Source organism: Undibacterium sp. Jales W-56 (assembly GCF_025548535.1).
GTDB lineage: Bacteria > Pseudomonadota > Gammaproteobacteria > Burkholderiales > Burkholderiaceae_D > Undibacterium.
Window position 1 is genome coordinate 1,271,185 of record NZ_JAJLQW010000001.1, and the last position, 24,963, is coordinate 1,296,147.

21 protein-coding genes are annotated in these 24,963 nt (G+C 51.8%); 14 read left to right on the forward strand and 7 right to left on the reverse strand.

What is annotated here, in order from left to right; all coding sequences use genetic code 11:
* Positions 1 to 4 precede the first annotated feature (4 nt).
* The 3 genes from LPB67_RS05780 to bamC all read left to right on the forward strand — a co-directional run bounded on the left by LPB67_RS05780 (position 5) and on the right by bamC (position 2,818).
* Positions 5 to 619, forward strand: a complete 615-nt coding sequence (locus tag LPB67_RS05780; protein ID WP_262836094.1) for a class I SAM-dependent methyltransferase — start codon at positions 5 to 7, stop codon at positions 617 to 619.
* A gap of 77 nt (positions 620 to 696) precedes the next feature.
* Positions 697 to 1,581 (forward strand): 4-hydroxy-tetrahydrodipicolinate synthase, encoded by an 885-nt coding sequence (gene dapA / locus LPB67_RS05785; protein WP_262836095.1) that lies wholly within the window; start codon positions 697 to 699, stop codon positions 1,579 to 1,581.
* Positions 1,582 to 1,657: 76 nt separating this feature from the next.
* A complete protein-coding gene (gene bamC, locus LPB67_RS05790; RefSeq protein WP_262836096.1) occupies positions 1,658 to 2,818 on the forward strand; it encodes an outer membrane protein assembly factor BamC in 1,161 nt (386 codons plus the stop codon).
* 179 nt (positions 2,819 to 2,997) lie between these two features.
* Here the strand turns inward: bamC and LPB67_RS19165 are convergent, their stop codons facing one another.
* Both LPB67_RS19165 and LPB67_RS05800 read right to left on the reverse strand, forming a co-directional pair.
* Positions 2,998 to 3,240 (reverse strand): hypothetical protein, encoded by a 243-nt coding sequence (locus LPB67_RS19165; RefSeq protein ID WP_410482702.1) that lies wholly within the window; start codon positions 3,238 to 3,240, stop codon positions 2,998 to 3,000.
* 317 nt (positions 3,241 to 3,557) lie between these two features.
* Positions 3,558 to 4,694: a cupin domain-containing protein gene (locus LPB67_RS05800; RefSeq protein WP_262836098.1), complete on the reverse strand. Its 1,137-nt coding sequence runs from the start codon at positions 4,692 to 4,694 to the stop codon at positions 3,558 to 3,560.
* A 76-nt stretch (positions 4,695 to 4,770) separates the two neighbouring features.
* Here LPB67_RS05800 and LPB67_RS05805 point away from each other — a divergent pair, with 76 nt between their 5' ends.
* On the forward strand, positions 4,771 to 5,310 hold the full coding sequence (locus LPB67_RS05805) for a peptidylprolyl isomerase (protein ID WP_262836099.1): 540 nt from the start codon (positions 4,771 to 4,773) through the stop codon (positions 5,308 to 5,310).
* A 152-nt stretch (positions 5,311 to 5,462) separates the two neighbouring features.
* On the opposite strand, the gene mutS is transcribed toward LPB67_RS05805, so the two are convergent.
* Both mutS and LPB67_RS05815 read right to left on the reverse strand, forming a co-directional pair.
* Positions 5,463 to 8,105: a DNA mismatch repair protein MutS gene (gene mutS, locus LPB67_RS05810; protein WP_262836100.1), complete on the reverse strand. Its 2,643-nt coding sequence runs from the start codon at positions 8,103 to 8,105 to the stop codon at positions 5,463 to 5,465.
* 199 nt (positions 8,106 to 8,304) lie between these two features.
* Complete coding sequence (locus LPB67_RS05815; protein WP_262836101.1) at positions 8,305 to 8,964, reverse strand: TetR/AcrR family transcriptional regulator; 660 nt, start codon at positions 8,962 to 8,964, stop codon at positions 8,305 to 8,307.
* Between the two features lie 179 nt (positions 8,965 to 9,143).
* Here LPB67_RS05815 and LPB67_RS05820 point away from each other — a divergent pair, with 179 nt between their 5' ends.
* The 5 genes from LPB67_RS05820 to LPB67_RS05840 all read left to right on the forward strand — a co-directional run bounded on the left by LPB67_RS05820 (position 9,144) and on the right by LPB67_RS05840 (position 15,227).
* The gene (locus tag LPB67_RS05820) at positions 9,144 to 10,280 is read left to right on the forward strand and encodes an acyl-CoA dehydrogenase family protein (RefSeq protein ID WP_262836102.1); all 1,137 of its coding nucleotides are present in this window, start codon (positions 9,144 to 9,146) and stop codon (positions 10,278 to 10,280) included.
* An 11-nt stretch (positions 10,281 to 10,291) separates the two neighbouring features.
* The gene (locus tag LPB67_RS05825; protein ID WP_262836103.1) at positions 10,292 to 11,497 is read left to right on the forward strand and encodes an acetyl-CoA C-acetyltransferase; all 1,206 of its coding nucleotides are present in this window, start codon (positions 10,292 to 10,294) and stop codon (positions 11,495 to 11,497) included.
* A 4-nt stretch (positions 11,498 to 11,501) separates the two neighbouring features.
* Entirely contained in the window at positions 11,502 to 12,359 is an 858-nt protein-coding gene (locus LPB67_RS05830) for an enoyl-CoA hydratase/isomerase family protein (protein ID WP_262836104.1), read from the forward strand.
* A 66-nt stretch (positions 12,360 to 12,425) separates the two neighbouring features.
* Positions 12,426 to 13,553 (forward strand): CaiB/BaiF CoA transferase family protein, encoded by a 1,128-nt coding sequence (locus LPB67_RS05835; RefSeq protein ID WP_262836105.1) that lies wholly within the window; start codon positions 12,426 to 12,428, stop codon positions 13,551 to 13,553.
* 15 nt (positions 13,554 to 13,568) lie between these two features.
* A complete protein-coding gene (locus LPB67_RS05840) occupies positions 13,569 to 15,227 on the forward strand; it encodes an isovaleryl-CoA dehydrogenase (RefSeq protein ID WP_262836106.1) in 1,659 nt (552 codons plus the stop codon).
* 37 nt (positions 15,228 to 15,264) lie between these two features.
* On the opposite strand, the gene LPB67_RS05845 is transcribed toward LPB67_RS05840, so the two are convergent.
* A complete protein-coding gene (locus LPB67_RS05845) occupies positions 15,265 to 16,650 on the reverse strand; it encodes a DEAD/DEAH box helicase (RefSeq protein WP_262836107.1) in 1,386 nt (461 codons plus the stop codon).
* A 222-nt stretch (positions 16,651 to 16,872) separates the two neighbouring features.
* Positions 16,873 to 17,661, reverse strand: coding sequence for an inositol monophosphatase family protein (locus LPB67_RS05850; RefSeq protein ID WP_262836177.1), 789 nt, complete (start codon positions 17,659 to 17,661; stop codon positions 16,873 to 16,875).
* Between the two features lie 163 nt (positions 17,662 to 17,824).
* Here LPB67_RS05850 and LPB67_RS05855 point away from each other — a divergent pair, with 163 nt between their 5' ends.
* The 3 genes from LPB67_RS05855 (at position 17,825) to LPB67_RS05865 (ending at position 21,592) form a co-directional block, all read left to right on the forward strand.
* Positions 17,825 to 18,610, forward strand: coding sequence for an RNA methyltransferase (locus LPB67_RS05855; RefSeq protein ID WP_262836108.1), 786 nt, complete (start codon positions 17,825 to 17,827; stop codon positions 18,608 to 18,610).
* A gap of 333 nt (positions 18,611 to 18,943) precedes the next feature.
* Entirely contained in the window at positions 18,944 to 20,842 is a 1,899-nt protein-coding gene (locus LPB67_RS05860) for a FimV family protein (protein WP_262836109.1), read from the forward strand.
* Positions 20,843 to 20,941: 99 nt separating this feature from the next.
* Positions 20,942 to 21,592: a glutathione S-transferase family protein gene (locus tag LPB67_RS05865; RefSeq protein WP_262836110.1), complete on the forward strand. Its 651-nt coding sequence runs from the start codon at positions 20,942 to 20,944 to the stop codon at positions 21,590 to 21,592.
* A gap of 106 nt (positions 21,593 to 21,698) precedes the next feature.
* Here the strand turns inward: LPB67_RS05865 and LPB67_RS05870 are convergent, their stop codons facing one another.
* Entirely contained in the window at positions 21,699 to 22,499 is an 801-nt protein-coding gene (locus tag LPB67_RS05870) for a PP2C family protein-serine/threonine phosphatase (protein ID WP_262836111.1), read from the reverse strand.
* Positions 22,500 to 22,596: 97 nt separating this feature from the next.
* On the opposite strand from LPB67_RS05870, the gene LPB67_RS05875 reads away from it, so the two are divergent.
* Positions 22,597 to 22,797: a YdcH family protein gene (locus tag LPB67_RS05875; protein ID WP_262836112.1), complete on the forward strand. Its 201-nt coding sequence runs from the start codon at positions 22,597 to 22,599 to the stop codon at positions 22,795 to 22,797.
* 51 nt (positions 22,798 to 22,848) lie between these two features.
* A complete protein-coding gene (locus tag LPB67_RS05880; RefSeq protein WP_262836113.1) occupies positions 22,849 to 24,867 on the forward strand; it encodes an ATP-dependent DNA helicase in 2,019 nt (672 codons plus the stop codon).
* Positions 24,868 to 24,963: the final 96 nt, after the last annotated feature.

Consider the following 24,963-nt stretch of genomic DNA (forward strand, 5'->3'; position numbering starts at 1 on the left):
AGATATGCCCATGTTAACCTCGCCAAAGAGCGATTCTGAGGCCTCAAATTGGGTGCGCCGCTTTGTTTCATTGATCCCCAAAAATGCTGGCCCTGTATTGGATCTGGCTTGCGGCGGTGGCAGGCACACCCGATTGCTGCTGGATCACGGATACGAAGTCTGCGCGGTGGATAAAGAAGATATTTTGCTGCAACCTCTTGCGGCAATTGGCGCACGGACTTTTCAACTCGATTTGGAGGCGGAGCATCAGCCCGGCGTCGAAATCTGGCCATTTGACCGGCATCATTTTGCAGGCGTGATTGTCACGAATTATCTGCACAGACCGCTTTTTCCGCACTTGAAAACGGCCTTGTCAAATAATGGCGTATTGATTTACGAGACTTTTGCCGAAGGCAATGCTGCCTTTGGCCGGCCACGCAATCCCCATTTTTTATTGCGATCAGGTGAACTTTTACAGGAATTTATGTCTGACATAGACGTCGATCAACAAAATCAGGTGCTTGCTTATGAACATGGTTATGTTGAGACTCCGTATCCGGCAATGGTGCAGAGAATTTGCCTGCGCTCCACATCCAGAGCGGCGACGGACCAGGCCTCTTATTCTTTGAATAGGATTTAAAGCCATTTTCAAACGATTCCTGCCCATAGTGATGCCCTATCCGCTACAATCAAGGTTTTACTTTTTCACGCACTAACATGACAACGATACAGGGTAGTCTGGTTGCAATTGTGACCCCCATGCACGCCGACGGCAGTCTCGACCTGCCATGTCTGCGCAAATTAATTGATTGGCATATTGCCGAAGGTACTGACGGTATCGTGATCGTCGGCACTACGGGCGAATCGCCTACGGTTTCTGTCGAAGAGCATTGTGAACTGATTCGCGTCGCTGTTGAGCACACGAATAAACGGATTCCTATCATTGCCGGTTCCGGCGGAAATTCGACCGCAGAAGCGATTGCATTGACCAAGTTCGCCAAAGAAATTGGCGCTGATGCGTCTTTGCAAGTGGTGCCTTATTACAATCGTCCTACCCAAGAAGGCATGTATCAGCACTTCAGGAAAATTGCTGAATCGGTTGATATCCCTGTCATCCTGTATAACGTGCCTGGCCGCACTGTTGCCGATATGAGTAACGAAACGATGCTGCGCCTGGCACAGGTGCCCGGCATCATTGGCGTGAAAGAGGCTTCCGGCAATATCGCACGTGATGCCGATTTAATTCGTCTGGCACCGTCTTCATTTGCGGTGTACTCGGGCGACGACCCTACTGCAATGGCGCTGATGTTCTGCGGTGGCAAGGGTAATATCTCAGTAACGGCGAACGTGGCTCCCCGCGCCATGCATGAGCTGTGCGTCGCTGCCATGCGTGGCGATACCGCGGCAGCGATTGCGATCAATAATCGCATGCTGCCTTTACACAATAAATTGTTTATCGAGCCAAATCCTTTGCCGGTGAAATGGGCAATGCAAGAGATGGGCTTGATACCCAACGGTATCCGGTTGCCTCTGGTGCCTATGTCAGCGCAATATCATGATGTGGTTCGTGCTGCTTTACGCGAGTCAGGTGTATTACAATAGCGTCGCTTGGGCGGGGATAGCTTTCCGTCTATGTTTTATGTACATTTAATTGATTACAAATCGTAGGGACTTTCACATGGCAAAAAGCTTTGTTGCTAAAAATGGGATCATCAGTGCATTAGCACTGGCTGGTGTAATCAGCTTAAGTGCTTGTACTTCAATTGGTAATATCCTTGAGCCAAATAAGATCGACTATAAAAGTGCGAGCAAAGCTAATACAGTTTCTCTGGAAGTTCCGCCTGATCTGACGCAAATCCGCCGCGATAATCGTTTTTCAGTACCGAACAATAATCAAGGCAGCGCTACTGCGTCGAGTTACAACTTGCAAAAAGGGAATACGGCGGCTGCTTCTGGCGCTGCGACGATTGCTCCTTTGCAAGTAAAGTCCATGCGTATTGAGCGCGACGGTTCGCAGCGCTGGCTGCTGGTCAATCAGACGCCTGAAGTGTTATGGCCGCAAATTAAAGATTTCTGGCAAGAATTGGGGTTCCTGATCAACACCGAATCTCAGGAAGCCGGTGTGATGGAGACAGATTGGGCAGAAAACCGCGCCAAAATTCCGCAAGACATTATTCGCAATACTTTGGGTAGAGTCATCGATTCCCTGTATTCCACTGGTGAGCGCGATAAATTCCGTACCCGCCTGGAACGTACTGCGGACGGCGGTGTGGAGATTTTTATCAGTCACCGTGGTGCCCAAGAAGTGCTGATTGGTTCGCAAAAAGATAGTACGGTCTGGACGCCGCGTGCCAACGACAGCGGTCTGGAAGCGGAGTTTTTGTCCCGCCTGATGGTGCGTTTGGGCGCTGATGCGGAGCAGGCGAAATCCGCTGTTGCATCGCCAACGCAGCTTAAAATTCGCTCTAAACTGCTGAAGACAGGAAATGCATCGTACGTTGAGACCGATGAGGGATTTGACCGTTCATGGCGCCGTGTAGGCCTGGCCTTGGATCGTATCGGCTTTACGGTGGAAGATCGTGACCGCTCTCAAGGCCTCTACTATGTTCGTTACATCGATCAGGATATCGATGCCAAGACCAAAGGCGCCAGCGACGGTTTCTTCTCTAAATTATTTTCGTTTGGTTCTAACGACGCCAAGAATGCGCAAAAATATCGGATCCTCGTTTCAGGCAAAGGTGAAGTCAGTCACGTCAGCATCTACGGAACTGATGGAAAAATCGAAGTCTCGCCAACTGCGGATAAAATCTTGCAGTTGCTGAATGAGCAATTGAAATAAGGTACTTTATTAAAAAATGCGACTCGATGAGTCGCATTTTTTTTGTCCGTTGATTTGCAGGCTATGTGCGGATTTATTGTAAAAATTCTTATTGTTATTCAGCTTGCGATAAATGCAATTAAAAGCAATAGGCGAAAAAAAACCGACTCGAAAGTCGGTTTTTTCAAGCAATAAAAAAATTACTTGGAAGCAGGTGCAGAAGCTGCTGCTGGAGCAGATGCTGCTGGCGCTGCGCCAGATGCTGGTGCTGCGTCAGCTGCTGGAGCTGGTGCGGCTGCTGGTGCTTCAGCTGGAGCGGAAGCTGCTGCTGGAGCGGAAGCTGCCATAGAAGCTGCTGGTGCTGCAGGAGCTGCTTCTTCTTTTTTACCGCAAGCTGCCAAAACAACTGCCAACAGGGAAACGAGCAAGAGTGATTTTTTCATGTTTGTACTTTCAATAAATAGATCAAAAAAATAAGATCAGAATTTTGCGATGAATAATTACCGGTAATTATCGCTCTATAGGTTTATTCGAGGGTTTATTACCCAAACAGGCAAGTCGACCCCTACGAAAGTTTCCTAACCCAGAATTATAATGATTTTTCCATTAATGGAATAGGGAAAGAGTCATTTTTATACGGATTTTGCGCAATATTTATTAACAAAAACAATTTTTTATTGGCAAGACTCATTCATTAGTTAAATTACAGTATCTTTTTGAAAAAATCATGCAATTTAGGTAATTTTTGATAAGTCTGATTTTACGAATTTAATGTCAGCCATCCGTCTTCATACCAAAGACATAAAGCTTCCATGACATCGTCCGAAACTTGCGCAACCTCCGCGCCTTCTAGACGCCTTTGATTTGCCAGCTTCAATAAACTGACTTTATCTTCTTTGCCAATAGCGAAGGATTCTCCATTCACGAACACATGCTTACCCTTGTAGAGCATTTGGGTTTTAAGCGATAGCGACACCCCGTTTTTTTGCGCGGCTTGAGTAAAGCGCTTGGGCGTCAACGGTTTTGCCGGCGAATTAAAAAATACGCTGGATTTTGGCGTGCTCAGATATTCACCAATAAAAATCGTGATGTCCTCTTCGGTGAAGCGGATTTTTGCCAGTTGTTGGGCGATCGTGTCGACCATCGCACTACTAATTTCTGCCGGACGCAAAGTCGCTTTGAGTTCAGGATCGGCATAGCGACCGGGCAGGTCGATCGAGTCGGACATGAATTGCAAAAAGGATTCGCCCAGTTCCTGATAAGACGGGGCGCGAAAGCCGATCGAGTATGTCATGCATTCGCCTATTGCCGCGCCGTCGTGGGCATATTGCGGCGGTAGGTACAGCATATCCCCTGGTTCAAGCACAAACTCTTGCTCGGCTTTGAAGTTGCGTAAGATTTTGAGAGGCATGCCTTCGATCAATGACAAATCTTTTTGCGCACTGATTTTCCAGCGGCGCTGGCCATGCGCCTGGAGCAGGAACACGTCATAAGAATCGAAATGCGGCCCCACGCCGCCGCCATCGCTTGCATAACTGATCATCAGATCGTCAAGGCGGGTATCGGCAATGAAATTAAATTGGCGCAACAGTTCATCGGCAACCGGGTTGTGCAAATTCACACCTTGTACCAATAGCGTCCAGTCTTTTTTTTCTTTGACAGGCAATTGCTGAAAAGGGCCGTTGCTCATTTCCCAGTGCTGATTGAAAAAACAGATCAGACGAGACTCGACATTCTCCTGTGCTGCCATGTCGAACAGCATGTCTTTATCGATCGGCGCATTAAAGCCGGGAATCGCCTGGCGTATCAGCAGGGGTTTCTTGTGCCAATATTCATTCAGGAACTGATCGGCGGTGAGGTTGCCCAAGAGAGGCAGTTTTGTAGATAAATTTTTCATGTCGGCATTATAGGCGTGGCGTACTCAACTAGCCAGACGGGTATAATTCGTCTGCACATTATTTTTAAGGAATATCATGAAGATTGTCAAAAATACAGTTGTTACTGTTAACTATAAACTGTCGGATGCGCAAGACAATCTGATCGAAGAGGGTCAACAGCCTATGGTGTATTTGCACGGTGGCTATGAAAACACTTTGCCTAAGATTGAAGAAGCCCTGGACGGTAAAGACGTTGGTTACAAAACGATTTTGCAGGTAGAACCGGATGATGCGTTTGGTGAATACGACGCAGAGCTGGTGAAAGTAGAGCCACGCAATCGCCTGCCTAACCCGCTGGAAGTCGGTATGCAGTTTGAAGGCATGCAAGATGGCGAAGATGAAGACGATGCACTGATTTTTACAGTAACAGATATCACGGACGACAAAGTCGTTTTGGATGGCAATCATCCATTGGCAGGCATGGCATTGCGCTTCGATTTGAGCGTGGTCGATGTACGCGTTGCAAGCGATGAGGAAATCGAGCACGGTCACGTCCATGGCGCGCATGGTCATCATCACGAAGAAGACGATGAAGATGACGCCGGTAACGAATATCGTAGCCATCCGATTCATTAATCATGAGAAGACAGCGCATCTTGAGCTAAGGCGGTAATATCGCAAGCTCGACGAGGCCTAGTTTGAAAAAAACCGCAAAGATGATCTTTGCGGTTTTTTATTGGGAATTTATATTCCAGTGTTTTGAGTAAAAGCGGGCGAGCTATTGCGTATCAAGGGTTTGTTTTTAAACGCTGCTTAAGTGCATACAAAGCCTCTAAGGCTTCTCGTGGGGTCATGGCATCCGGGTCGAGTTCACTGATCGCATCGACTAATTCGTGCTGCGGTTCAGCAGCGCTGCTGAATTCCATTTCCGCGGCACTCTCCGTCGCTACATTCGCGCTGAATAAATCAAATTGCGGCGATGCCTGTAAAGAATGTGCCTCGAGTTCTGCCAAATGCTTGCGGGCAGCGCGAATGACTCCTTGCGGAATGCCGGCAAGTTGTGCGACTTGCAGGCCGTAACTTTGCGATGCCGGACCGGCCTGGACGGCATGCAGGAATACGATATTCTCTTTGTGCTCGATGGCCGATAGGTGCACGTTTTCTGCGGTTGAATGAATCTCGGGTAACTGCGTCAATTCAAAGTAATGCGTGGCAAACAGGGTGTAGCTTTTCGATGCCAGGATCAAATGCCGCGCGATCGCCCAGGCCAGCGCCAGACCGTCGAAGGTCGAAGTGCCGCGGCCGACTTCATCCATCAGGACCAGGGAATTTTCCGTCGCGCCGTTCAGGATCGCAGCGGATTCGGTCATCTCGACCATGAAGGTCGAGCGACCGCCAGCCAGATCGTCGGCTGCGCCGATACGCGTAAAGATGCGGTCAATCGGACCTATCATTGCCTGCGTTGCCGGGACGTAGCTACCCACGTAAGCCAATAAGGTGATCAGGGCAACCTGACGCATAAAGGTTGATTTACCGCCCATGTTCGGGCCGGTGATCAGCAGCAGTTTGCGCTCGCTGGAGAGCTGGCAATCATTGGCGATAAAGCGCTCAATCTGATTTTCCACCACCGGATGACGGCCCTGGGTGATTTGCAGCACAGGTTCGTCCAGCAGTTCCGGCGCGCACCAGTTATTTTTGGTTGCATGATTGGCTAAGCTAACTAGCGTATCGAGTTGCGCGACTGCATGGGCTATCGCTTGCAAGGTCGTGATGTGGGGCAGCAGATCTTGCAGGAGTTTTTCATACAAGATTTTTTCACGGACCAGGGCGCGTTCCTGCGCTGATAGCGCCTTGTCTTCAAACGCTTTGAGTTCCGGCGTAATGTAGCGTTCAGCGTTTTTCAGCGTCTGGCGACGCCGATAATTGTCCGGTACTTTATCGGTCTGGCCGTGCGTCACTTCAATGTAGAAACCATGCACCTTGTTGTACTCGACGCGCAAATTCGCGATGCCAGTGCGGATGCGTTCTGAGGTTTCCAGATCGATTAAAAATTGCCCGGCGTTTTCCGATAGTGCGCGCAATTCATCGAGTTCGGCATCAAAGCCGGTCGCGATGACACCGCCGTCGCGCACCATGGTGGCGGGTTGCAGCATCAGACTGCGTTCCAGCAAGTCAAGGCATTCCGTCGGTGTCGCCAGATCGGCTAATATGTTCGTCAGCAGATTGGTATGGTTGTCGGCGATACACATCGCCACATACGAACGTACAGACGGCAGATGCTGTAAGCCATCGCGCAAGCCGGCCAGATCGCGCGGGCGCGCCGATTGCAGCGCGATCCGTGTAGTAATCCGCTCGATATCCGGTACTGAGGTCAAGTTGGTGGAGAGTCCCGCCGTAGAATCGCCCTGGATCAAGGCCTTGATCGCATCGTGGCGCGAGCGCGCAACCGACTGATCGCGGCGGGCATGATGCAGCCAGTGACGCAGCAGGCGCGACCCCATCGATGTGCGGCAATGATCGAGCAGGGAAAATAGCGTCGGCGATTCTTGTCCGCGTAAAGTTTCGGTCAGTTCCAGATTGCGACGCGTCGCCGTATCGAGGCCGATGAATTCATTTTCGTTTTCAACCGTCAGTGTGTTGATATGCTTGAGTCCGCGCCCCTGGGTTGCCTCGGCGTAGCGCAATAAAGCGCCGGAAGCGCCTATCGCCGCCGTCAGGTTTTCTGCGCCAAAGCCTGTCAGCGAGGCAGTCGATAATTGATCCTGCAGCGATTTTTGACCTTGCTGCAAATCGAAATGCCAATCGGGTACTTCGGAAAATTTTCCCGGTAAACTGGCTTGAAAAGGTGCCAGCAATAAGCTGCCTGCAGAAACGAGAACCTCCGCTGGCGAGATGCGTTCTAACTCTTGTTGCAGTCTTTGCGGCAAAGCTTTCTCGTCGCTGCTGAATTCCATCAGCTTGAGTGCGCCGCTGGCTAAGGATAGCCATGCCAACCCTGCGGTCACGCTCTTGCGTTGTTGCAGCAGGCATAGTGCCAGCAAAGGACGTTCGGATTTTTCGGGTAACAGATCGGTGTCGGTCAGCGTGCCCGGCGTGATCACGCGCATGACCTTGCGTTCTACCGGACCTTTGCTGGTCGCAGGATCGCCGATTTGCTCGCAAATCGCAGCGGATTCACCGAGCTTCACCAGTTTCGCCAGGTAAGGTTCCAATGAATGGAAAGGCACGCCCGCCATCTTGATCGGCGCACCATTCGATGTGCCGCGCTGGGTCAGGGTAATGCCGAGCAGGCGCGTGACTTTTTCCGCGTCCTCAAAAAACAGTTCATAAAAATCCCCCATCCTGTAAAACACCAGCGTGTCCGGATGATCGGCCTTGATGCGCAGATATTGCTGCATCATTGGGGTGTGGCTGTTTTCTGCTGCTTTCATAAAACCTTAATTATTCTGGATTCGGTATTGGCGTGGTGCTGCGTAGTGCCGTGTCTGACTTCATCGTTAGCCCGATTTTTAGCTCAATCCGGTGCCGGATAAATTCAAGAGAGAAGCAAACGAGGTCGGCACATTATCATAGACGAATATCGCGGTCTATGGGACATAGATCATGCAGCGATATGGGAAGGGACGTCTGCTATTTTTTCGGATTGATTTCCGGTGCGACTGCCAGATGGACAATCGCCGCACGTGCAGCCGTTTTTAAGCCTGCCAACTCTTTGTGCTGCGGTCGCGATGTCGCCAGATATAGAGTAAGCCCCTGAAGTTGCGCAACCATCAGTGCGCCGCGCAACTCACATTGTTCGGGCGCCAGCTCCGGCATCCGGTTGCGGATCAGATTGCGAAATACTTTGCGCGAACGCGTCAGCATCTGATCGAGGATGTCGGCGGCGAATGCATGCCGGTACGCCAGCGCCCATAACTCTGACAGCATGCCGCTCGATTCTGGTGTACTGAGGTCATCCAGAAAATGATCAATCAGCGCCTCAAATTGATGCTGATCGAGGCTGTTCGCCTGGCTGCCGGAGGGTACGTACAGATCGACAGCGGCTTGATAATCCTGCAGCGTTTGCGATAGCAAAGCCTCGATCAGAATATCTTTACTCGGGTAGTAGTGCTGCACCGTCGATAGATTCACGCCAACCTTGCTTGCCACGGCCCGCATCGATAAACCTGCATAGCCATCATTCGCAAAAATCGTGCGCGTCGCTTCCAGAATTGCGCGGGCGCGCTCATACCCCTTGCCGGTGGTTTCGGATTCTTTGTTGTGTAGCGTACTGGCGCGGCTGGAGATCATCCGGACGTTTTCCTTTGGCTCTTCTGTTGGGGATGCTCAGGTAAGTCGCCGGATTATTGCATTCATTGACAAATGGGTCAATTGACCTATAGACTCAATAAAGTCAGGTAACCACAAAAATAAAAACAAACAGGTGATCATTTCTAGTCCTGCCTATTAACTTGCTTCGGGAGCAAAGCATGATTCCACGTACGCTATTCGGCGACGACCACCAGCTATTTCGCGACACTGTCAGACGTTTTATGGAGGCCGAGGTCGCGCCGCATCATGCGCGCTGGGATGAACAAGGCTATGTCGACCGCGACTTATGGTCAAAGGCAGGCGCCGCAGGATTTTTGTGTCCCAGCATGCCTGAGCAATATGGCGGTTCCGGCGTCGATATTCTGTTTAGCGTGATTCTGATGGAAGAGCAGTTCCGGATCGGCGCCACAGGGCCGGGCTTTGGCCTGCATTCAGAAATCGTCGCGCCGTATATCCTGCATCAGGGCAGCGAGTATCTGAAATCGACTTACCTGCCCAGGCTGGCAACGGGCGAGATGATAGGTGCGATTGCGATGACGGAGCCGGGGGCCGGCTCGGATCTGCAGGGCATCAAAACCAGTGCGGTCAAAGACGGCGAACATTACATCCTGAACGGATCGAAAACCTTCATCACGAATGGCTGGCATTGCGATCTGGTGATTGTGGTGGCGAGGACTGATCCTGACGCCGGCTCCAAAGGAATCAGCTTGTTCGTGGTCGATACCACGATGCCGGGCTTTACCAAAGGTAAGCGCTTGCACAAAATGGGGATGAGCGCGCAAGATACGTCGGAGCTGTTCTTCGATCAGGTGCGGGTGCCGGCGCAGAATCTGCTGGGTGAAGAGGGACGCGGTTTTGCCTGCCTGATGCAAGAGCTACCGTGGGAACGCTTGCAAATCGCCTTGACGGGCGTTGCCGCTGCCCAGGCGGCGTTGGACTGGACGATACAGTACACCCGCGATCGTCAAGCTTTTGGACGTTCGGTGATCGATTTCCAAACGGTGTCGCATAAGCTGGCCGAAATGAAAACCGAAATCGCGGTAGGGCAAGTATTCATTGACCGTTGCATCGAATTAAAGCTCGCGAATAAGCTCGATGCCGAGACGGCTTCGATGGCCAAATACTGGGCAACCGAAATGCAATTTAAAGTCATGGATCAATGCGTGCAACTGCATGGCGGCTACGGCTACATGCATGAGTATCCGATTGCCCGCGCCTGGGCTGATGCCAGAGTGCAGCGTATCTATGGCGGCACCAATGAAATCATGAAAGAATTAATCAGCCGTACATTGTGACCGGAATCAATATGGAAGCTTTTATTTATGACGCAGTCCGTACGCCGCGCGGCAAGGGGAAGAAAGACGGTTCCCTGCATGGCGTAACGCCGCTCGAATTAGCCGCAACGACTCTGCGCGCATTACGGCAGCGTCATCATCTCGACACTGCCTTGATCGACGATGTGGTGCTCGGCTGTGTTACTCCGATAGGTGAGCAGGGGGCGTGTATTGCCCGTCTCGCCGTACTCGCGGCGGATTATCATGAGAGCGTATCGGGTGTGCAGATCAATCGCTTCTGCGCGTCTGGCCTGGAGGCGGTGAATATGGCTGCTGCGCAAGTGATGTCGGGGCAAAGCGAATTATCGATAGGCGGCGGAGTCGAGGCCATGTCGCGTGTCGCCATGGGCGCGGATGGTGGTGCCTGGCCGGTCGATCCGCGCTCTGCGATTAAAAATTACTTTGTGCCTCAAGGCATCTCGGCTGATGCCATCGCCACGCAGTCCGCTTATTCACGGACCAATGTCGATGCCTATGCCGTCGAAAGTCATCGCCGTGCCTCAATCGCAGCGCAGGCAGGGCGGTTCGACCAATCGATTGTGCCGGTCAGGGATATCAATGGCCTGATCGTCCTGAATAAGGATGAAACCATACGACCTGAAACTACGCTGGAGTCGCTTGCGGCTTTGCGTCCATCGTTTGTCGATATGGGCGAACAACTTGGTTTTGATGGCGTGATACGCCAGCGCTATCCTGAGTTAGACAAGATACAGCACGTCCATCATGCAGGAAATAGCTCCGGTATTGTCGATGGCGCGGCGGCGGTATTGATCGGCAACCGTACCATAGGTCAGCGCACAGGAATGAAGCCCAGAGCGCGTATCCGGGCATTTGCCACGATCGGCTCAGAGCCTTCGATCATGCTGACCGGCCCGAGTTATGCCGCAGAAAAAGCCTTAAAGCGCGCTGGTATGAAGACCGCGGATATCGATCTGTTTGAACTTAATGAAGCATTTGCCGCTGTCGTATTGCGCTTCATGGAGGTGATGTCGGTGCCGCACGACAAGATGAACGTGAATGGCGGCGCGATTGCGATGGGACATCCGCTCGGTGCCACGGGCGCGATGATACTTGGCTGTTTGCTGGATGAACTCGAGCGACGCGATCTTTCGACCGGGCTGGCAACTTTATGTGTCGGTGCCGGGATGGGTATCGCAACGATTATTGAACGGGTGTGAAGAGATGACGGTGAGATATACACTCGATGCGCAAGGCGTGGCGACCTTGAGCCTGACACAGCCGGTAGCTTTGCATGATGTGATGCAGGTGCTGGAACAGGCGGTGAATGACGAAAGCGTGCAAGGTATTTTGCTGCTTGCATCAACGGGAGATTTCGTTACCGATGAGGTGAAATTTGCCGCTTCGAATAACGCAGCTTCAAATAATACGGCTGCAAATAATGCAGCCTTGGGTAAGGCCGCGGTCTTATTTGCGAAGACTGAAGAGCGCCATCGCTCACTGCGCAAATTGGAGAATTGCGGCAAACCGCTTGCAATTGCGCTGTCGCTCGGTGCTGCCGGATTATCTTTGGAGCTCGCTATGGTCGCGCATCATCGGGTTGCTGCGGATATCGCGGTTGCTGAGTTTTGCATGTCTGAAATCGGCTCAGGTCGCATGCCCGGACTGGGCGGGACGCAGCGCTTGCCTCGCCTGATCGGGATACAAAATGCCTTATCCATGCTATTGGAAAATAAAAAATTACATGCCGCAGAGGCATTGGCCTTGAATCTGGTAGACGCGCTGGTGCCAGCAGGTGCCGAGGCAAATGAAGCGCGCTTATGGCTGCTCAGCAAGCTGGTGCAGGCCAGCATAGTGCAACAGCCCTGGGATAGGAAAGGATACAAAATCCCCGGCGGGGCGGTTGCAAGTCCGGCAATGCAGCAATTGTTTATGCTCAGCAATGCGATGTTGCGTGCAAAAAATCGGGCCTCTGAAAAAGCTGCAGTGAACACTTTGTCGAGCGTGTATGAAGGCTTGATTACCGATATCGATACCGGATTGAAAACGGAAGCACGCTATTTTGTGAATGCGGTCATTTGATGTGCGTTCATAGGACTCGGGCCTGTTAACATTTAAATCAGCTCGGATTTTTATTGAGGACTAGCGATGACGGTGCTTTCCGGTGTGCGGGTGATCGAGATTGCGGGTATCGGACCTGCGCCGTTTTGCGGGATGCTGCTGGCGGATATGGGGGCCGACGTCATTCTGGTCGAGCGTAAAACGGTGAAAGCCGGCGACCCGCTTGATCTTGCGCAGAAGGCCATCGTGAATCGAGGCAAACGCTCGCTGGCGCTCGATCTGAAAGAGCCACAGGCAGTGCAGGCGCTGATGCAACTGATCGCGAGCGCCGATGCCTTGATCGAGGGCATGCGACCCGGTGTCATGGAGCGTCTCGGCTTGGGACCAGAAGTGTGTCTCGAGATCAATCCCAAGCTGGTATACGGAAGGATGACCGGTTGGGGGCAAGATGGTCCGCTGGCGCAATCGGCTGGACATGATCTCAACTATATCGCCTTATCCGGCGCGCTCTGGTATGGCGGTGCCGCCGGCACGCCGCCTTTGGCGCCGCCTACGCTGATCGGCGATCTCGGCGGCGGTGCGCTGTATCTGGCGATGGGGGTGCTGGCAGGAATATTAAGTGCCCGCAGCACCGGATGTGGTCAGGTCGTCGATGCGGCGATCGTCGATGGCAGTGCGAATATGATGAATCTGCTGCTGTCCTTGCATGCGGCCGGACATCAGCCATTTGAGCGCGGTCAGGGTTTGCTGGACGGGCCGCACTGGTATGGCAGTTACGCTTGTGCGGATGGTGGCTACATCACGATAGGTGCGCTGGAGCCGCAGTTTTATGCTTTGCTGATGGCGAAACTCGGGCTTGGCGAGGCAGTAGAATTTCAGCATCCTTATGATAAGCGGCGCTGGCCGCAATTACGCATCCGCCTGGCAGAAATTTTTGCGAGCCGGCCTCGTCAGCATTGGATCGATTTACTGGAAGGAAGCGATGCGTGCTTTGCGCCGGTGCTGACGCCAGCCGAGTCGATGGCCCATCCCCATATCGCAGCGCGCGGCATCTATGCGGCGTGCGACGGCGTGCTGCAGGCCGCACCTGCGCCGCGGTTTTCCGGAGCGCCAAATGCTATCCCCGGCAAGGTGCCGAAGCGCGGCGAACATAGCGCCGAGATCTTGAGCGCGGCCGGTTTGAATGCCGCAGAAATCGGGCATTTGTTGAAATAAAATGAATGGGACATCATGAATGAATTTGATCCGTATGGCGCAGTGACGCACAAAGTCATCAATCAGCCGCAAGACCTGTTTGACTACAATTTGTTCAGCACGGATATCGCTTTGCAGGAAGCGATTAAACGTGAAGGCGCAGCGTGGGCTTGCGATGACTTGGAACGTTTTGGCGCTGAGCTTGGTAAGGCGGATTATCTGGCTTTGGGCCAGCTTGCGAATAAACATTTGCCGGAATTCGATACCCATGATCATCACGGTCACCGGATTGATCTGGTGCGCTTTCATCCTGCTTACCACGCGCTGATGCAGAAGGCGATCAGCGAAGGTTTGCATGCGTCGCCCTGGCGGCATCCGCAAGCAGGCGCGCATGTGGCCCGCGCTGCGCGTTTTTACATGCAGTCGCAAGTCGAAGCGGGACATGGCTGTCCCATTACGATGACTTTTGCGGCGATCCCATGTCTGCAGGCACAACCGGATCTGGCGGCGCAGTGGTTGCCGAAAATTATGTCGCTGGAATACGATCCCAGGAATATTCCGGCGGCGCAGAAAAAAGGACTGACCATCGGCATGGCGATGACGGAGAAGCAGGGCGGCTCCGATGTGCGGGCTAACACCACGCGCGCTGTGCCTGTCGATACTGGCGGTGCTGGTCAGGCTTATGAGTTGGTGGGGCATAAATATTTTGTCTCGGCCCCGATGAGCGACGCCTTTCTGGTGTTAGCGCAGGCCCCCGGCGGTTTGTCGTGTTTCTTGTTGCCGCGCTGGCGACCTGACGGCAGCAAGAATCCCTTGCAGATACAGCGCCTGAAAAAGAAGATGGGCAATGTCTCGAATGCCTCAAGCGAAACCGAATTGCGCGGCGCACTGGCGTGGATGGTGGGCAAAGAAGGGCGCGGTATTGCGACCATTATCGAGATGGTGGCGATGACACGCTTTGATTGCATGGTAGGTTCATCGGCAGGTATGCGCGCCGCGCTGAATCAGGCCTTGTATCATTGCAGTCAACGTAAAACCTTCGGTACTTTATTGACCGAACAGCCGTTGATGCAGAACGTGCTCGCCGATCTGGCGCTGGAGTCGGAAGCGGCTCTGGCATTGACGATGCGTATGGCACGCGCGATCGACAACCGGGCTCAGGCTTCAGAAGAATTGCTGCTGCGCCTGGGTACGGCGATTGGCAAATACTGGATATGCAAGCGCACCCCGCAACATGCGTATGAGGCGATGGAATGTATCGGCGGCAGCGGCGTGATGGAGGATACGGTGATGCCGCGCCTGTATCGCGAAGCGCCGATCAATGCGATCTGGGAAGGTAGCGGGAACGTCCAGTGTCTCGATGTCTTGCGCGCGATTGCCAAGACACCGGAGGTGTTGCCTGCGTATTTTGCAGAATTGGATAGCGCTAAAGGCCGACACGCGGCTTTTGATCATTATGTCGCTCAGTTGACAAGCGATATGCAGGATGTCGCTGAACTCGAGTATCGTGCCCGCGATCTGGTGGACAGGATGGCGCTGGCTTTGCAGGCAACGCAATTATTGAAGTCAGCCCCGGCGTTTGTGGCGGATGCGTTTTGTCAGTCGAGGTTGGCGAGTCAGGGGCATCATCAATATGGCGCGTTGCCGCGGCATATTGATGTGAAAAGCATCATCGACAGGGCGATGCCGAAGTAGTTGCTACCTGAGGACCCCGCAACACTGAAAACCTGGTTTATGCGCCGCCGCGTCCGCCCGAACGACGCGGTGTCGATTGCTTGACGACCGGGCGTGATGGATGACGCGCATCGCCGCTGCGTTGTGCGGGCTTTCCTTGCGATGCTGTTGAGACATTGCCGCTGCGTGCCGGCGCGTTCTGGCGTGGACGATTGCCGCCGTTATTTCCACCGCCGCTATTGCCACGTGGCTGCCCCTGGAAGCTACGCAACTGGATCGGTTGCGCTTTGGCATGCGGATCGGGAATAAAGCCATCGATGATCTCTTGCGGCAATTGGCGCTTGATCAGTTTTTCGATGTCGGCAAGCAGCTTGAATTCATCGACGCAGACCAGGGATACTGCTTCACCCGTGGCGCCGGCACGGCCGGTACGACCGATACGATGCACATAATCTTCCGGCACATTCGGCAGGTCGTAGTTGACGACATGCGGCAATTGATCGATATCGATACCACGCGCAGCGATGTCGGTCGCAACCAATACGGTCAGGCTGCCGTCTTTAAATTCGCTCAAGGCCTTGGTGCGAGCTGACTGGCTCTTATTGCCATGAATTGCCATGCCATTGATGCCGTCTTTGGCGAGTTGCTCTACCAGTTTGTTGGCGCCATGCTTGGTGCGGGTAAAGACCAGCACCTGATTCCATTGATGCGTCTTGATCAGGTGGGCGAGCAGGGGATGTTTTTTATCGCGATCGACCGGATGCACTTTTTGCGCAATCACTTCGACCGTCGAATTGCGCCGGGCTACTTCGATCATTGCGGGATTATTCAGTAGGCGATCCGCCAGCGTTTTGATCTCATCGGAAAAAGTTGCCGAGAACAACAGGTTCTGACGTTTCGGCGGCAAAATCGCCAGCACTTTTTTGATGTCGTGAATGAAGCCCATATCCAGCATGCGATCGGCTTCATCGAGCACCAGGATTTCGATATTGCGCAAATCGATGGTGCCTTGCTGATGATGATCGAGCAGGCGGCCCGGTGTGGCGACCAGAATATCGACGCCGTTTTTGAGCAACTTGATTTGCGGGTTGATGCCGACGCCGCCAAAAATCACGCCGGAGTTCAGGTTCGTGTATTTGCCGTAAGTGCTGACGCTTTCTTCCACCTGTGCCGCCAGTTCGCGCGTCGGCGTCAGAACCAGGGTACGGATGGGGCGGCGGTCGGTTTTATTTTTCGGTGTGATCGCTGAAGTCGATAAACGCTGCAAAATCGGCAGCGTAAAGCCTGCGGTTTTGCCCGTGCCGGTTTGTGCGCCAGCCAGCAAGTCGCCGCCACTGATGACCGCCGGGATTGCCTGTTTTTGAATCGGGGTAGGGGTGGTATAACCTTGCTCGGTTACAGCGCGAACAATATTTTCGGACAAACCGAGTTCTGAAAATGACATAATTTATTTCTACTTAACTTCTACTTGATGACCATGCAGCGCCGATTTTTTCTTCATTGCATGTTAAATACCCGGGTAGAGTATTATTTAAAGGCCTAATAAAACATTGCGGGATAAGGTGTATTTTTGAGGATACTCCCTATCCTGCTTGAATTGCTCAGACGGGTGATGCAGTACATTACAATATGATTTTCATCGATTTGATGAAAATCGAAAACAGATTTATTTGTCGGCAAAAGCTTGCAGTGCGCCGACCATTTGTGCGAACACTTTTGGCGTACCTGCCAAGACATCGCCTTTGTGCAGGTAATTGCCATCGCCGGAGAAATTGCCCACAATACCGCCAGCTTCGGTGATCAGCAGTGAGCCTGCCGCGATGTCCCAAGGCGCCAGACCTTTTTCAAAGAATCCGTCGAGGCGACCCACGGCAACATAGGCCAGATCCAGAGCGGCTGCACCCGGTCTTCTCAAGCCCTGGCATTTGGTGGTCATGATTTTGAACATTTCCATGTACTCGTCCAGGCTGGATAAATCACGGGCCGGGAAACCAGTACCGATCAGGGCGTCAGCGATTTTGTCGCAACGAGTCACACGGATACGTTTATCGTTCAGGAAAGCACCGGCGCCTTTGCTGGCCGTGAACATTTCATTGCGGGTAGGATCATAGACTACGGCTTGCGTAATCACGCCGCGCTGTTGCAGGGCGATGGAGACACAGTATTGTGGAAAGCCGTGGATAAAATTGGTGGTGCCGTCGAGCGGATCGATGATCCAGACGTTCTCGTTCTCGTCGTGCAGATTGGCGGAAGCCCCGGACTCTTCTGCCAGGATCGCATGATCCGGATAGGCAGTGGTCAGCACCTCAATGATCGCGGCTTCGGCAGCGCGATCGACTTCCGTCACAAAATCATTGTATTGTTTTTCTGTGACCTGGACGCGATCGAGATCGAAAGATGCGCGGCTAATGATAGTCGCGCCACGACGAGCGGCTTTGATCGCCGTATTGAGCATTGGGTGCATAAGGGTTTCCGTTAAAATGGCGGCATTGTCGATGCTGACATCGGCATCGATATCAGCAAAAAAAGATGTCGCACAAAAATGAATTAAAGAGCGTCGCGTCCCATCGCGGCACAATCAACATGCCATGGATAAACGCGTAATCGCGCTATTTTAAATGAACTTGACCCAAACTGACACATCTCTTTTCAAACGCCTGCGCTTTGTTTTAGTAGAAACTAGCCATCCTGGCAATATCGGCGCAGTGGCCAGGGCGATGAAAACCATGGGCTTTTCTGAACTGGTCTTAGTAAATCCGCGTTTTCCCGATGCCTTGAGCAATCCGGATGCAATTGCTTTCGCCAGCGGTGCGCTCGATGTGCTGGAATCGGCCAGGATCGTCGATTCTATCGATGCTGCGCTGGAGGGTTGTCAGTTAGTGGCGGCGGTCAGCGCCCGCTTGCGTGAATACTCGCCACCGATTTGTACGCCGCGTGAGCTGGCACAGCGTGCTGCTCAGCCAGGTAACGCATCCAATAGTGCGCCAAACATGGCATCGATTGCGCTGGTTTTTGGTAATGAGCGTTTCGGTTTGCCGAATGAGATCGTGGTGAATTGCAATGCCTTGATCAATATTCCGGCCAATCCTGATTATTCCTCGCTGAATCTGGCGCAGGCGGTGCAGTTGCTGGCGTACGAATGCCGGCTAGCGGAACTCGGAGACAAACTACCATCGACTGATATCGGTTTTCAGGGCGATGCTGCGTCAGCCAATGATATTGAGGGAATGTACGCGCATCTGGAGCAGGCCTTGATCGCGATCGATTTTCTCGACCCTGATCATCCTAAAAAATTGATGCCGAGATTGAAGCGCCTGTTTTCTCGAGCTCAACTAGAAACTGAAGAAGTGAATATACTGCGCGGAATTGCAAAGAAAATATTGCAGGCACGTCCGGTTAAATAGTCAGACATCAATCACATGGTGTCGTGATTTATGGTATCTCGAGACAGTTTGTCCAGGGGGGCTCTGAAATGATTTCTTTCTGGAAATGGATTGTTGTGTCAATTGATAAATAAGTTGAAATTTAAGTACTTAAGAGTATTTTTTGAAGGCAATTGCTTCTGCCTTTGTTATAAAGCAAGTAAGATTATGACTAATAAGTTACGTATCTTTTGATTTGTTTTAATTGCCTTATTGCGACTTGCGAAAGTTATTCTTACAAAGTTTTTTGAGGAAACGATTATTTTTTATCGCGCATGTCGATCTTCTTTAACGCTGTTTTTTTTCGTTGCACAGATGTTTGTTGCAGCGCTTCCTGCGTACGCCTTGGGACTTGGCGACATCCGTTTGCAATCAGGATTGGGCCAACCCTTAAAAGCCTCCATAGCTTTGCTTGGCAATGATGCAATCGATGTCAATCAGATTTGCATTAAAGCCAAGATTGAAACTCCCGAGGGCGGTTTTCTGGCGACCGGCAATTTGGTGTTGATGCAGACCCGCGGATCGAAAACGATCTACATCACCACCCGTCAGGGTCTGCCTGAGCCGGCGGTTAAAGTCACTATTGATGTCGCTTGCGAAAGCCAATTGCATCGCGAGTACATGCTCTTGTTGGACCCGCCACAGTTGAATCAAATAGAGCGTGCTGTTTCCCTGCCGCTTATTCCAACAGCGCAAACAGCTCAGGCAACTCAAGTACCTCCTGCGTCAGCGCTATCGGGGCAGGGGCAGCCTGCCGTCAGAGATCCGGCTGTCATCGGGGTAAAAAAAAGTTCTAAAAAAGCCAAAGCACCTGCGCCTAACCCAGAATTCACCGGAGAGGCGGCGTTTTCAGAAAAGCTGGTCCCATCAAAATTCCAGGATAAGCCAAAGCCCAACAAAAAAATCCAGATCGAGCATAAAGACGTTTTAAAACTCTCGGACGAGACCATGGTCTTGCCGCAGGGCTTGCGCATGAGTGATAGCCTGACGATGGGCGCTGAAATCCGGAGTGCAAGCAATATGGCGGAACTTCGTGTAGCGCAGACGCATTTGGCAGCCTTGCTGCGTGGTGATGGCAGTGATCAGCCCACAACAGAGTTAAAAGCTAATCAAGAAGAATTACAAAGCCTGCAAATGCAGGCTGCCCAGCTCAAAAAACAAAGTCGGATCGATAGAATCGCCTTGGACGAACTGAAGGAAAATAGTTTTTCGAGGAACTGGATCATCGGTCTCTCGGCATTTGTTTTGACGGGATTGCTGATCATCGCAACATTGCTGGTCTATATTAGTCGCATGCATCAACGCATTGAAAGCTCGTGGTCGGCGCAGCATACAGAAAAAAATAATCAAGTAAGAAAAAATAGCGAAGCCAGAAAAAATATCGAAGATATCGTCAATAGCGTACAAGCCTCGTATGAGCAGTCCGCTGGCGGACATTTTCAAACATTCGAAGACAGCCAGTCTATGTCTGCCGGTGACCAGATTTCAATGTCGAACGCCAGCAGATCCGATATTGCCGATCAGGAGTACGCTACTCAGTCAAAGGGTAGCAGGCCACGCACGCCGACTCTGGAAGAGAGTAATAGCAGTACATTTAACTTCTTCTCTACCAGAGGCAGTTCGGTCAAGGTTGAAGAGATTTCCGATGTCACGCAAGAAGCTGAATTCTGGATGTCGGTCAACGATCCGCAGCGCGCTATTGAAATTCTGGAGCCACAAAGCCTGGTCGAGCATCCGGATTCCCCCGTGCCTTGGTTGTACTTGCTGGACTTGTACCATGCCACCAATGACCGTGTTAAATACGATGCTTTACGCGAGCGTTTTATCTTATTTTTCAATGCCAATATTCCGGAATTTGATGTCGACCACGCCAGTATTGTGAGCCGCCAGTTAGAAGATTTTCCGCATTTGGTGGAGCGAATTTGTGGTGTGTGGAATAGTGACGATGCCTTGGTTTTTCTGCAAAGCTTGCTGACTGATGATCGCGAAGGCACGCGCCTTGGCTTTGATTTGCCGGTGTACCGCGATATTTTGTTATTGATCGCCATAGCGAATGAACTGGAACGCAATACGACTTTGGTCAGTGTTGCGGGTAATGGCTGGACGAATGCGCAAGATGTGCATCAGGCCGAGCCAGATATAAGCGAGTCGATCATCCAGTTCGATCCTCATTTAATTGATTTTGAAACGATTGATTTTCATAAAAAACTATGACCTGATATCGCCGTATTGAGTAACGTCAGTCATGTCCAGTAATGCCATGCGCAACAAGTAATGCGCTTGATACAACCAATAGAAAAAAGGGAACCAAAAATGATTAAATTATGCGGCTTTGCCGTCAGCAATTACCACAATAAAGTCAAACTGGCGCTGCTGGAAAAGCAGATTCCATTTGAGGAAGTATTAGTGTGGGCCGATCGTTCCCCGGGTTTGCTGGCCAGCTCACCCTTGGGTAAGGTGCCTTATATCGAGACCGAGCAAGGGGCTCTGTGCGAGTCGCAAGCCATCATCGATTATCTGGAGCGCGCGTATCCGGCGCATCCTTTGTTGCCAGCCGATCCTTTTGCCGCAGCGAAAATTCGTGAGTTGATCGTGTTTCTGGAGTTGCATCTGGAATTGGTTGCGCGTGAACTTTATGCAGAAGCTTTTTTCGGCGGCAAAGTCAGCGATGAAGTGAAAATCCGCGTTGAGAAACAATTGACCAGAAATATCAAAGCCCTGACGCCGATGTTGAAGTTCGCCCCCTTTGTTGCCGGCGCTGAATTGACGATGGCCGATTGCGTCGCGGTTGTGCATTTTCCGTTGGTGTCGATGGCGACTAAAGCGATTTACGGACGTGACTTTTTGGCTGATTTGCCGACTCGCGATTATGTGAAAATGATGTCAGAGCGCCCGGCCATGCAGCAAATCAATGCGGACCGGAAAGCGAATCAAATCTTAATGGCTGAGCGTTCAAAAAAATAAATTCTATGCTACCGCAAGAGCAAGACGTATGACGATATAGGATAAAAAAACGGCGTCTTTATTTTAAAGACGCCGTTTTCATGGCATGTCGATGGCGACAAATGTTTTATACTGCGCGGCGCATTTTCTGGGCGACGTAGTTTTTTACTTCCTTGGGCGGCTCTACCAGTTTGACGATCGCGAAGGTGCAATTGTCGCCATGCGCTTCGGCGCGTTCCCTGGCTTTTCTGATCAATAATTCCGAGGCTTGACGTGGCGTATTCGCAGCGACTGCCGCAGACAATTCTGCATCGGTAAAATAATGCCAAAGGCCATCGGTGCAAAGCAAAAACGAGTCGCCAATTCTCAATTCACTGCGTTCGCCGTAGGTGATATAAGGTGGCGTGGTGCTGGAGCCTAGTACATTGATCAGGATATTCGACATGCGATGCGTCTTGGCTTCTTCGGCGGTGATTTTTCCTTCATCGACCAGGCGCTCTACATAAGAATGATCTTTAGTGCGTTCAGCGAAGTTCGGACCGCTGAAACGATACAGGCGCGAATCACCGGCCCAAGCCCAGATGGCTTCTTTGTTCGGTGTGATGACTAAGGCGACAAAGGTACTATGCGGTTCTTTTTCAGTAGAAGCGCCGCTGAGTTTAATGACCGTGTGGGCTTCGTCGACGATATGTTCGAGCAGCTTTTTCACATCGCTGGTCGGGTAGAAGTCATCAAATAATAATTTGGCGGTACGCACAACCTGTTCTGCTGCCAGTGCGCCGCCGCTTTTGCCGCCCATGCCGTCGGCGATCACTGCCATCATAAAGCCGGGGGCGTGCGGAGCCGCAAACAGGGCGACCCTGTCTTGTTGTTCTTTCCTGTCACCAATGTGTTGTCCGGTGCCGGCTTCGATCTTATATTGGCTCATACGTCTTGGTAGATTAAACTAACGGATATCCTGTAAAAGGTCTGTCGCAAAAACTGTTGTTCAAATTAAATTTCATTTTACTCGCAACCAGACGACTATGAACCATCCAGAACAAATACAACAACGCATTATCGAGCTGGAAGTCGAACATCGCGATCTTGACGTCGTGATCGAAACCCTGGTGAGAGACCCAAATCATGATGAATTGCAGTTACGTCGCCTGAAAAAGCGTAAATTGCAATTAAAAGACCATATTACTCTACTCAAAATGCAAATGATGCCAGACGTGCCGGCTTAAGCCGACGATCTGTTTTAATTTGTTACACATTGCTGATTGATCTCACTTATTTTGACTGAATCCACACTAGTACCGGGCGCCAAAGGCGTTCACGATGACGAAGTTGACCATATTTTCGGCTTGAGCGGCGCATTAAGTGCCTCGATTAACGGATACCGTCCCCGTCAGGCGCAAACCGAAATGGCAAAAGCGATTGCTGAGGCGATTTCCGGCCAAAAAACCTTATTGGCAGAGGCCGGTACCGGTACCGGTAAAACCTATGCCTACCTGACACCTGCTTTGCTGTGGGGCGGCAAGGTGATCATTTCTACCGGCACCAAGAATTTGCAGGATCAATTGTTCTTGCGCGATATTCCGACCATCAAAAAAGTTTTGAAGGCGCCGGTCTCGGTGGCCTTGCTGAAAGGCCGTGCCAACTATCTATGCCACTTTCATTTAGAGCGGACTTTGCAAAACGGCCGCCTGACTTCGCGTGAAGATGTCGGTTACTTGCGCGACATTTCCCGTTTTATGAAAACCACCAGCAGCGGCGATAAAGCCGAGCTGGCGCGGGTGCCGGAGAGCGCTTCGGTCTGGAACCTGGTGACCTCGACCAAAGACACCTGCATGGGATCGGAGTGCCAGTACTATCAGGATTGTTTTGTCATGAAGGCGCGTAAAGAAGCGCAACAGGCCGATGTGGTGGTGGTCAATCATCATTTGTTTTTTGCTGATGTGGCGCTGAAGGATACCGGCATTGCAGAATTGCTGCCTTCGGCGAATACCGTGATCTTTGATGAAGCACATCAGTTGCCGGATACCGCCACGCTATTTTTCGGCGAAACCGTCTCTACCTCGCAACTATTGGAATTGTGCCGCGATGTGCTGGCAGAAGGCTTGTCGCATGCGCGTGACGGTGCTGAGTGGGCGAAACTGGTCGCGCCGGTCGAGCGTGCCGCGCGGGATTTACGGCTGGCATTTCCGCAGGACGTGGTGCGCCTTTCATTGTCGCAAATTGCGCCGTCGAGTGAATTTTTTCCGGCGCTCGATAAACTCAAAGACGCGATGGATGAGCTGGTCGCCGTTCTGGAGAAGCAGGCGGAACGTGCCGAAACCATTGAGCAATGTCGGGTGCGGGCGATCGACTTGCAAACCAGGATCGGTGACTGGAAAGAGCCGGAACCCAATACGAAGGCGGGCTCCGTAGCCAAGGCCGATTATGTATTGTGGGTTGAGGCGTTTTCAACGTCCCTGCAATTGCACAGGACACCGCTGTCGATTGCCCCTATCTTCAATAAGCAGCGTGAAGGCGTGCCGCGTACCTGGATTTTTACTTCGGCGACGATGGCGGTCAAAAATGATTTCGCGCATTTTGTCTCGCAAATGGGTTTGTGGGATGAGCCTGCCAGGACTTGGCCTAGCCCGTTCAATTATGCGGAGCAGGGCATCTTATATGTGCCGGAGGGTATGCCGCAACCGAATTCACGCGAATATACCGACGCGGTAGTCGATGCTGCCTTGCCGGTGATTGAGGCAGCGGGCGGCCGCACCTTTATGCTGTGCACCACGATCAAGGCAGTCAAGCACTGCGCCGAACGGTTGCGGGAAGAATTTGAAAAACGTCATTTGGCTTTTCCCTTGTTTGTACAAGGCGATGCCGGACGCAATGAATTGCTGGATCGCTTCCGTGCCGCAGGCAATGGCGTGCTGATCGGTAGCCAGAGTTTTTGGGAAGGCGTGGATGTGCGCGGTGATGCGCTGTCTTTGGTGGTGATTGATAAGCTGCCGTTTTCACCGCCCGATGATCCTGTGCTGGCAGCAAGGATTGAGGCGATGGAGAAAAAAGGCTTGAATGGCTTCGTGCATCATCAGTTGCCGGAAGCGATCATTAATCTGAAGCAGGGCGCTGGCCGTTTGATTCGCGACGAGACGGATAAAGGCGTATTGATGCTGTGCGATCCGCGCCTGATTTCCAAGCCGTATGGCAAACGGATCTGGCAAAGCCTGCCTGCGTTTACCCGTACCAGAGAACTCACGGTGGTGCAGGATTTCTTTAAAAATCTGGCGTTGTCGAAGGCACAGAGTTCATAGTTATTTAATATACTCCTACCTAGTATTTTTAAAGGGCGCCATGTAATAAAGCGGGAATGGAGTGTTTTTAATGGAAAAACAGGGGAGTATAAATAG

What these genes read in the sequence shown, in the direction of transcription:
- LPB67_RS05780 (WP_262836094.1), top strand. Translation starts at nt 5, where the DNA reads ATGCCCATGTTAACCTCGCCAAAGAGCGATTCTGAGGCCTCAAATTGG.
- dapA (WP_262836095.1), top strand. Translation starts at nt 697, where the DNA reads ATGACAACGATACAGGGTAGTCTGGTTGCAATTGTGACCCCCATGCAC.
- bamC (WP_262836096.1), top strand. Translation starts at nt 1,658, where the DNA reads ATGGCAAAAAGCTTTGTTGCTAAAAATGGGATCATCAGTGCATTAGCA.
- LPB67_RS19165 (WP_410482702.1), bottom strand. Translation starts at nt 3,240, where the DNA reads ATGAAAAAATCACTCTTGCTCGTTTCCCTGTTGGCAGTTGTTTTGGCA.
- LPB67_RS05800 (WP_262836098.1), bottom strand. Translation starts at nt 4,694, where the DNA reads ATGAAAAATTTATCTACAAAACTGCCTCTCTTGGGCAACCTCACCGCC.
- LPB67_RS05805 (WP_262836099.1), top strand. Translation starts at nt 4,771, where the DNA reads ATGAAGATTGTCAAAAATACAGTTGTTACTGTTAACTATAAACTGTCG.
- mutS (WP_262836100.1), bottom strand. Translation starts at nt 8,105, where the DNA reads ATGAAAGCAGCAGAAAACAGCCACACCCCAATGATGCAGCAATATCTG.
- LPB67_RS05815 (WP_262836101.1), bottom strand. Translation starts at nt 8,964, where the DNA reads ATGATCTCCAGCCGCGCCAGTACGCTACACAACAAAGAATCCGAAACC.
- LPB67_RS05820 (WP_262836102.1), top strand. Translation starts at nt 9,144, where the DNA reads ATGATTCCACGTACGCTATTCGGCGACGACCACCAGCTATTTCGCGAC.
- LPB67_RS05825 (WP_262836103.1), top strand. Translation starts at nt 10,292, where the DNA reads ATGGAAGCTTTTATTTATGACGCAGTCCGTACGCCGCGCGGCAAGGGG.
- LPB67_RS05830 (WP_262836104.1), top strand. Translation starts at nt 11,502, where the DNA reads ATGACGGTGAGATATACACTCGATGCGCAAGGCGTGGCGACCTTGAGC.
- LPB67_RS05835 (WP_262836105.1), top strand. Translation starts at nt 12,426, where the DNA reads ATGACGGTGCTTTCCGGTGTGCGGGTGATCGAGATTGCGGGTATCGGA.
- LPB67_RS05840 (WP_262836106.1), top strand. Translation starts at nt 13,569, where the DNA reads ATGAATGAATTTGATCCGTATGGCGCAGTGACGCACAAAGTCATCAAT.
- LPB67_RS05845 (WP_262836107.1), bottom strand. Translation starts at nt 16,650, where the DNA reads ATGTCATTTTCAGAACTCGGTTTGTCCGAAAATATTGTTCGCGCTGTA.
- LPB67_RS05850 (WP_262836177.1), bottom strand. Translation starts at nt 17,661, where the DNA reads ATGCTCAATACGGCGATCAAAGCCGCTCGTCGTGGCGCGACTATCATT.
- LPB67_RS05855 (WP_262836108.1), top strand. Translation starts at nt 17,825, where the DNA reads ATGAACTTGACCCAAACTGACACATCTCTTTTCAAACGCCTGCGCTTT.
- LPB67_RS05860 (WP_262836109.1), top strand. Translation starts at nt 18,944, where the DNA reads ATGTTTGTTGCAGCGCTTCCTGCGTACGCCTTGGGACTTGGCGACATC.
- LPB67_RS05865 (WP_262836110.1), top strand. Translation starts at nt 20,942, where the DNA reads ATGATTAAATTATGCGGCTTTGCCGTCAGCAATTACCACAATAAAGTC.
- LPB67_RS05870 (WP_262836111.1), bottom strand. Translation starts at nt 22,499, where the DNA reads ATGAGCCAATATAAGATCGAAGCCGGCACCGGACAACACATTGGTGAC.
- LPB67_RS05875 (WP_262836112.1), top strand. Translation starts at nt 22,597, where the DNA reads ATGAACCATCCAGAACAAATACAACAACGCATTATCGAGCTGGAAGTC.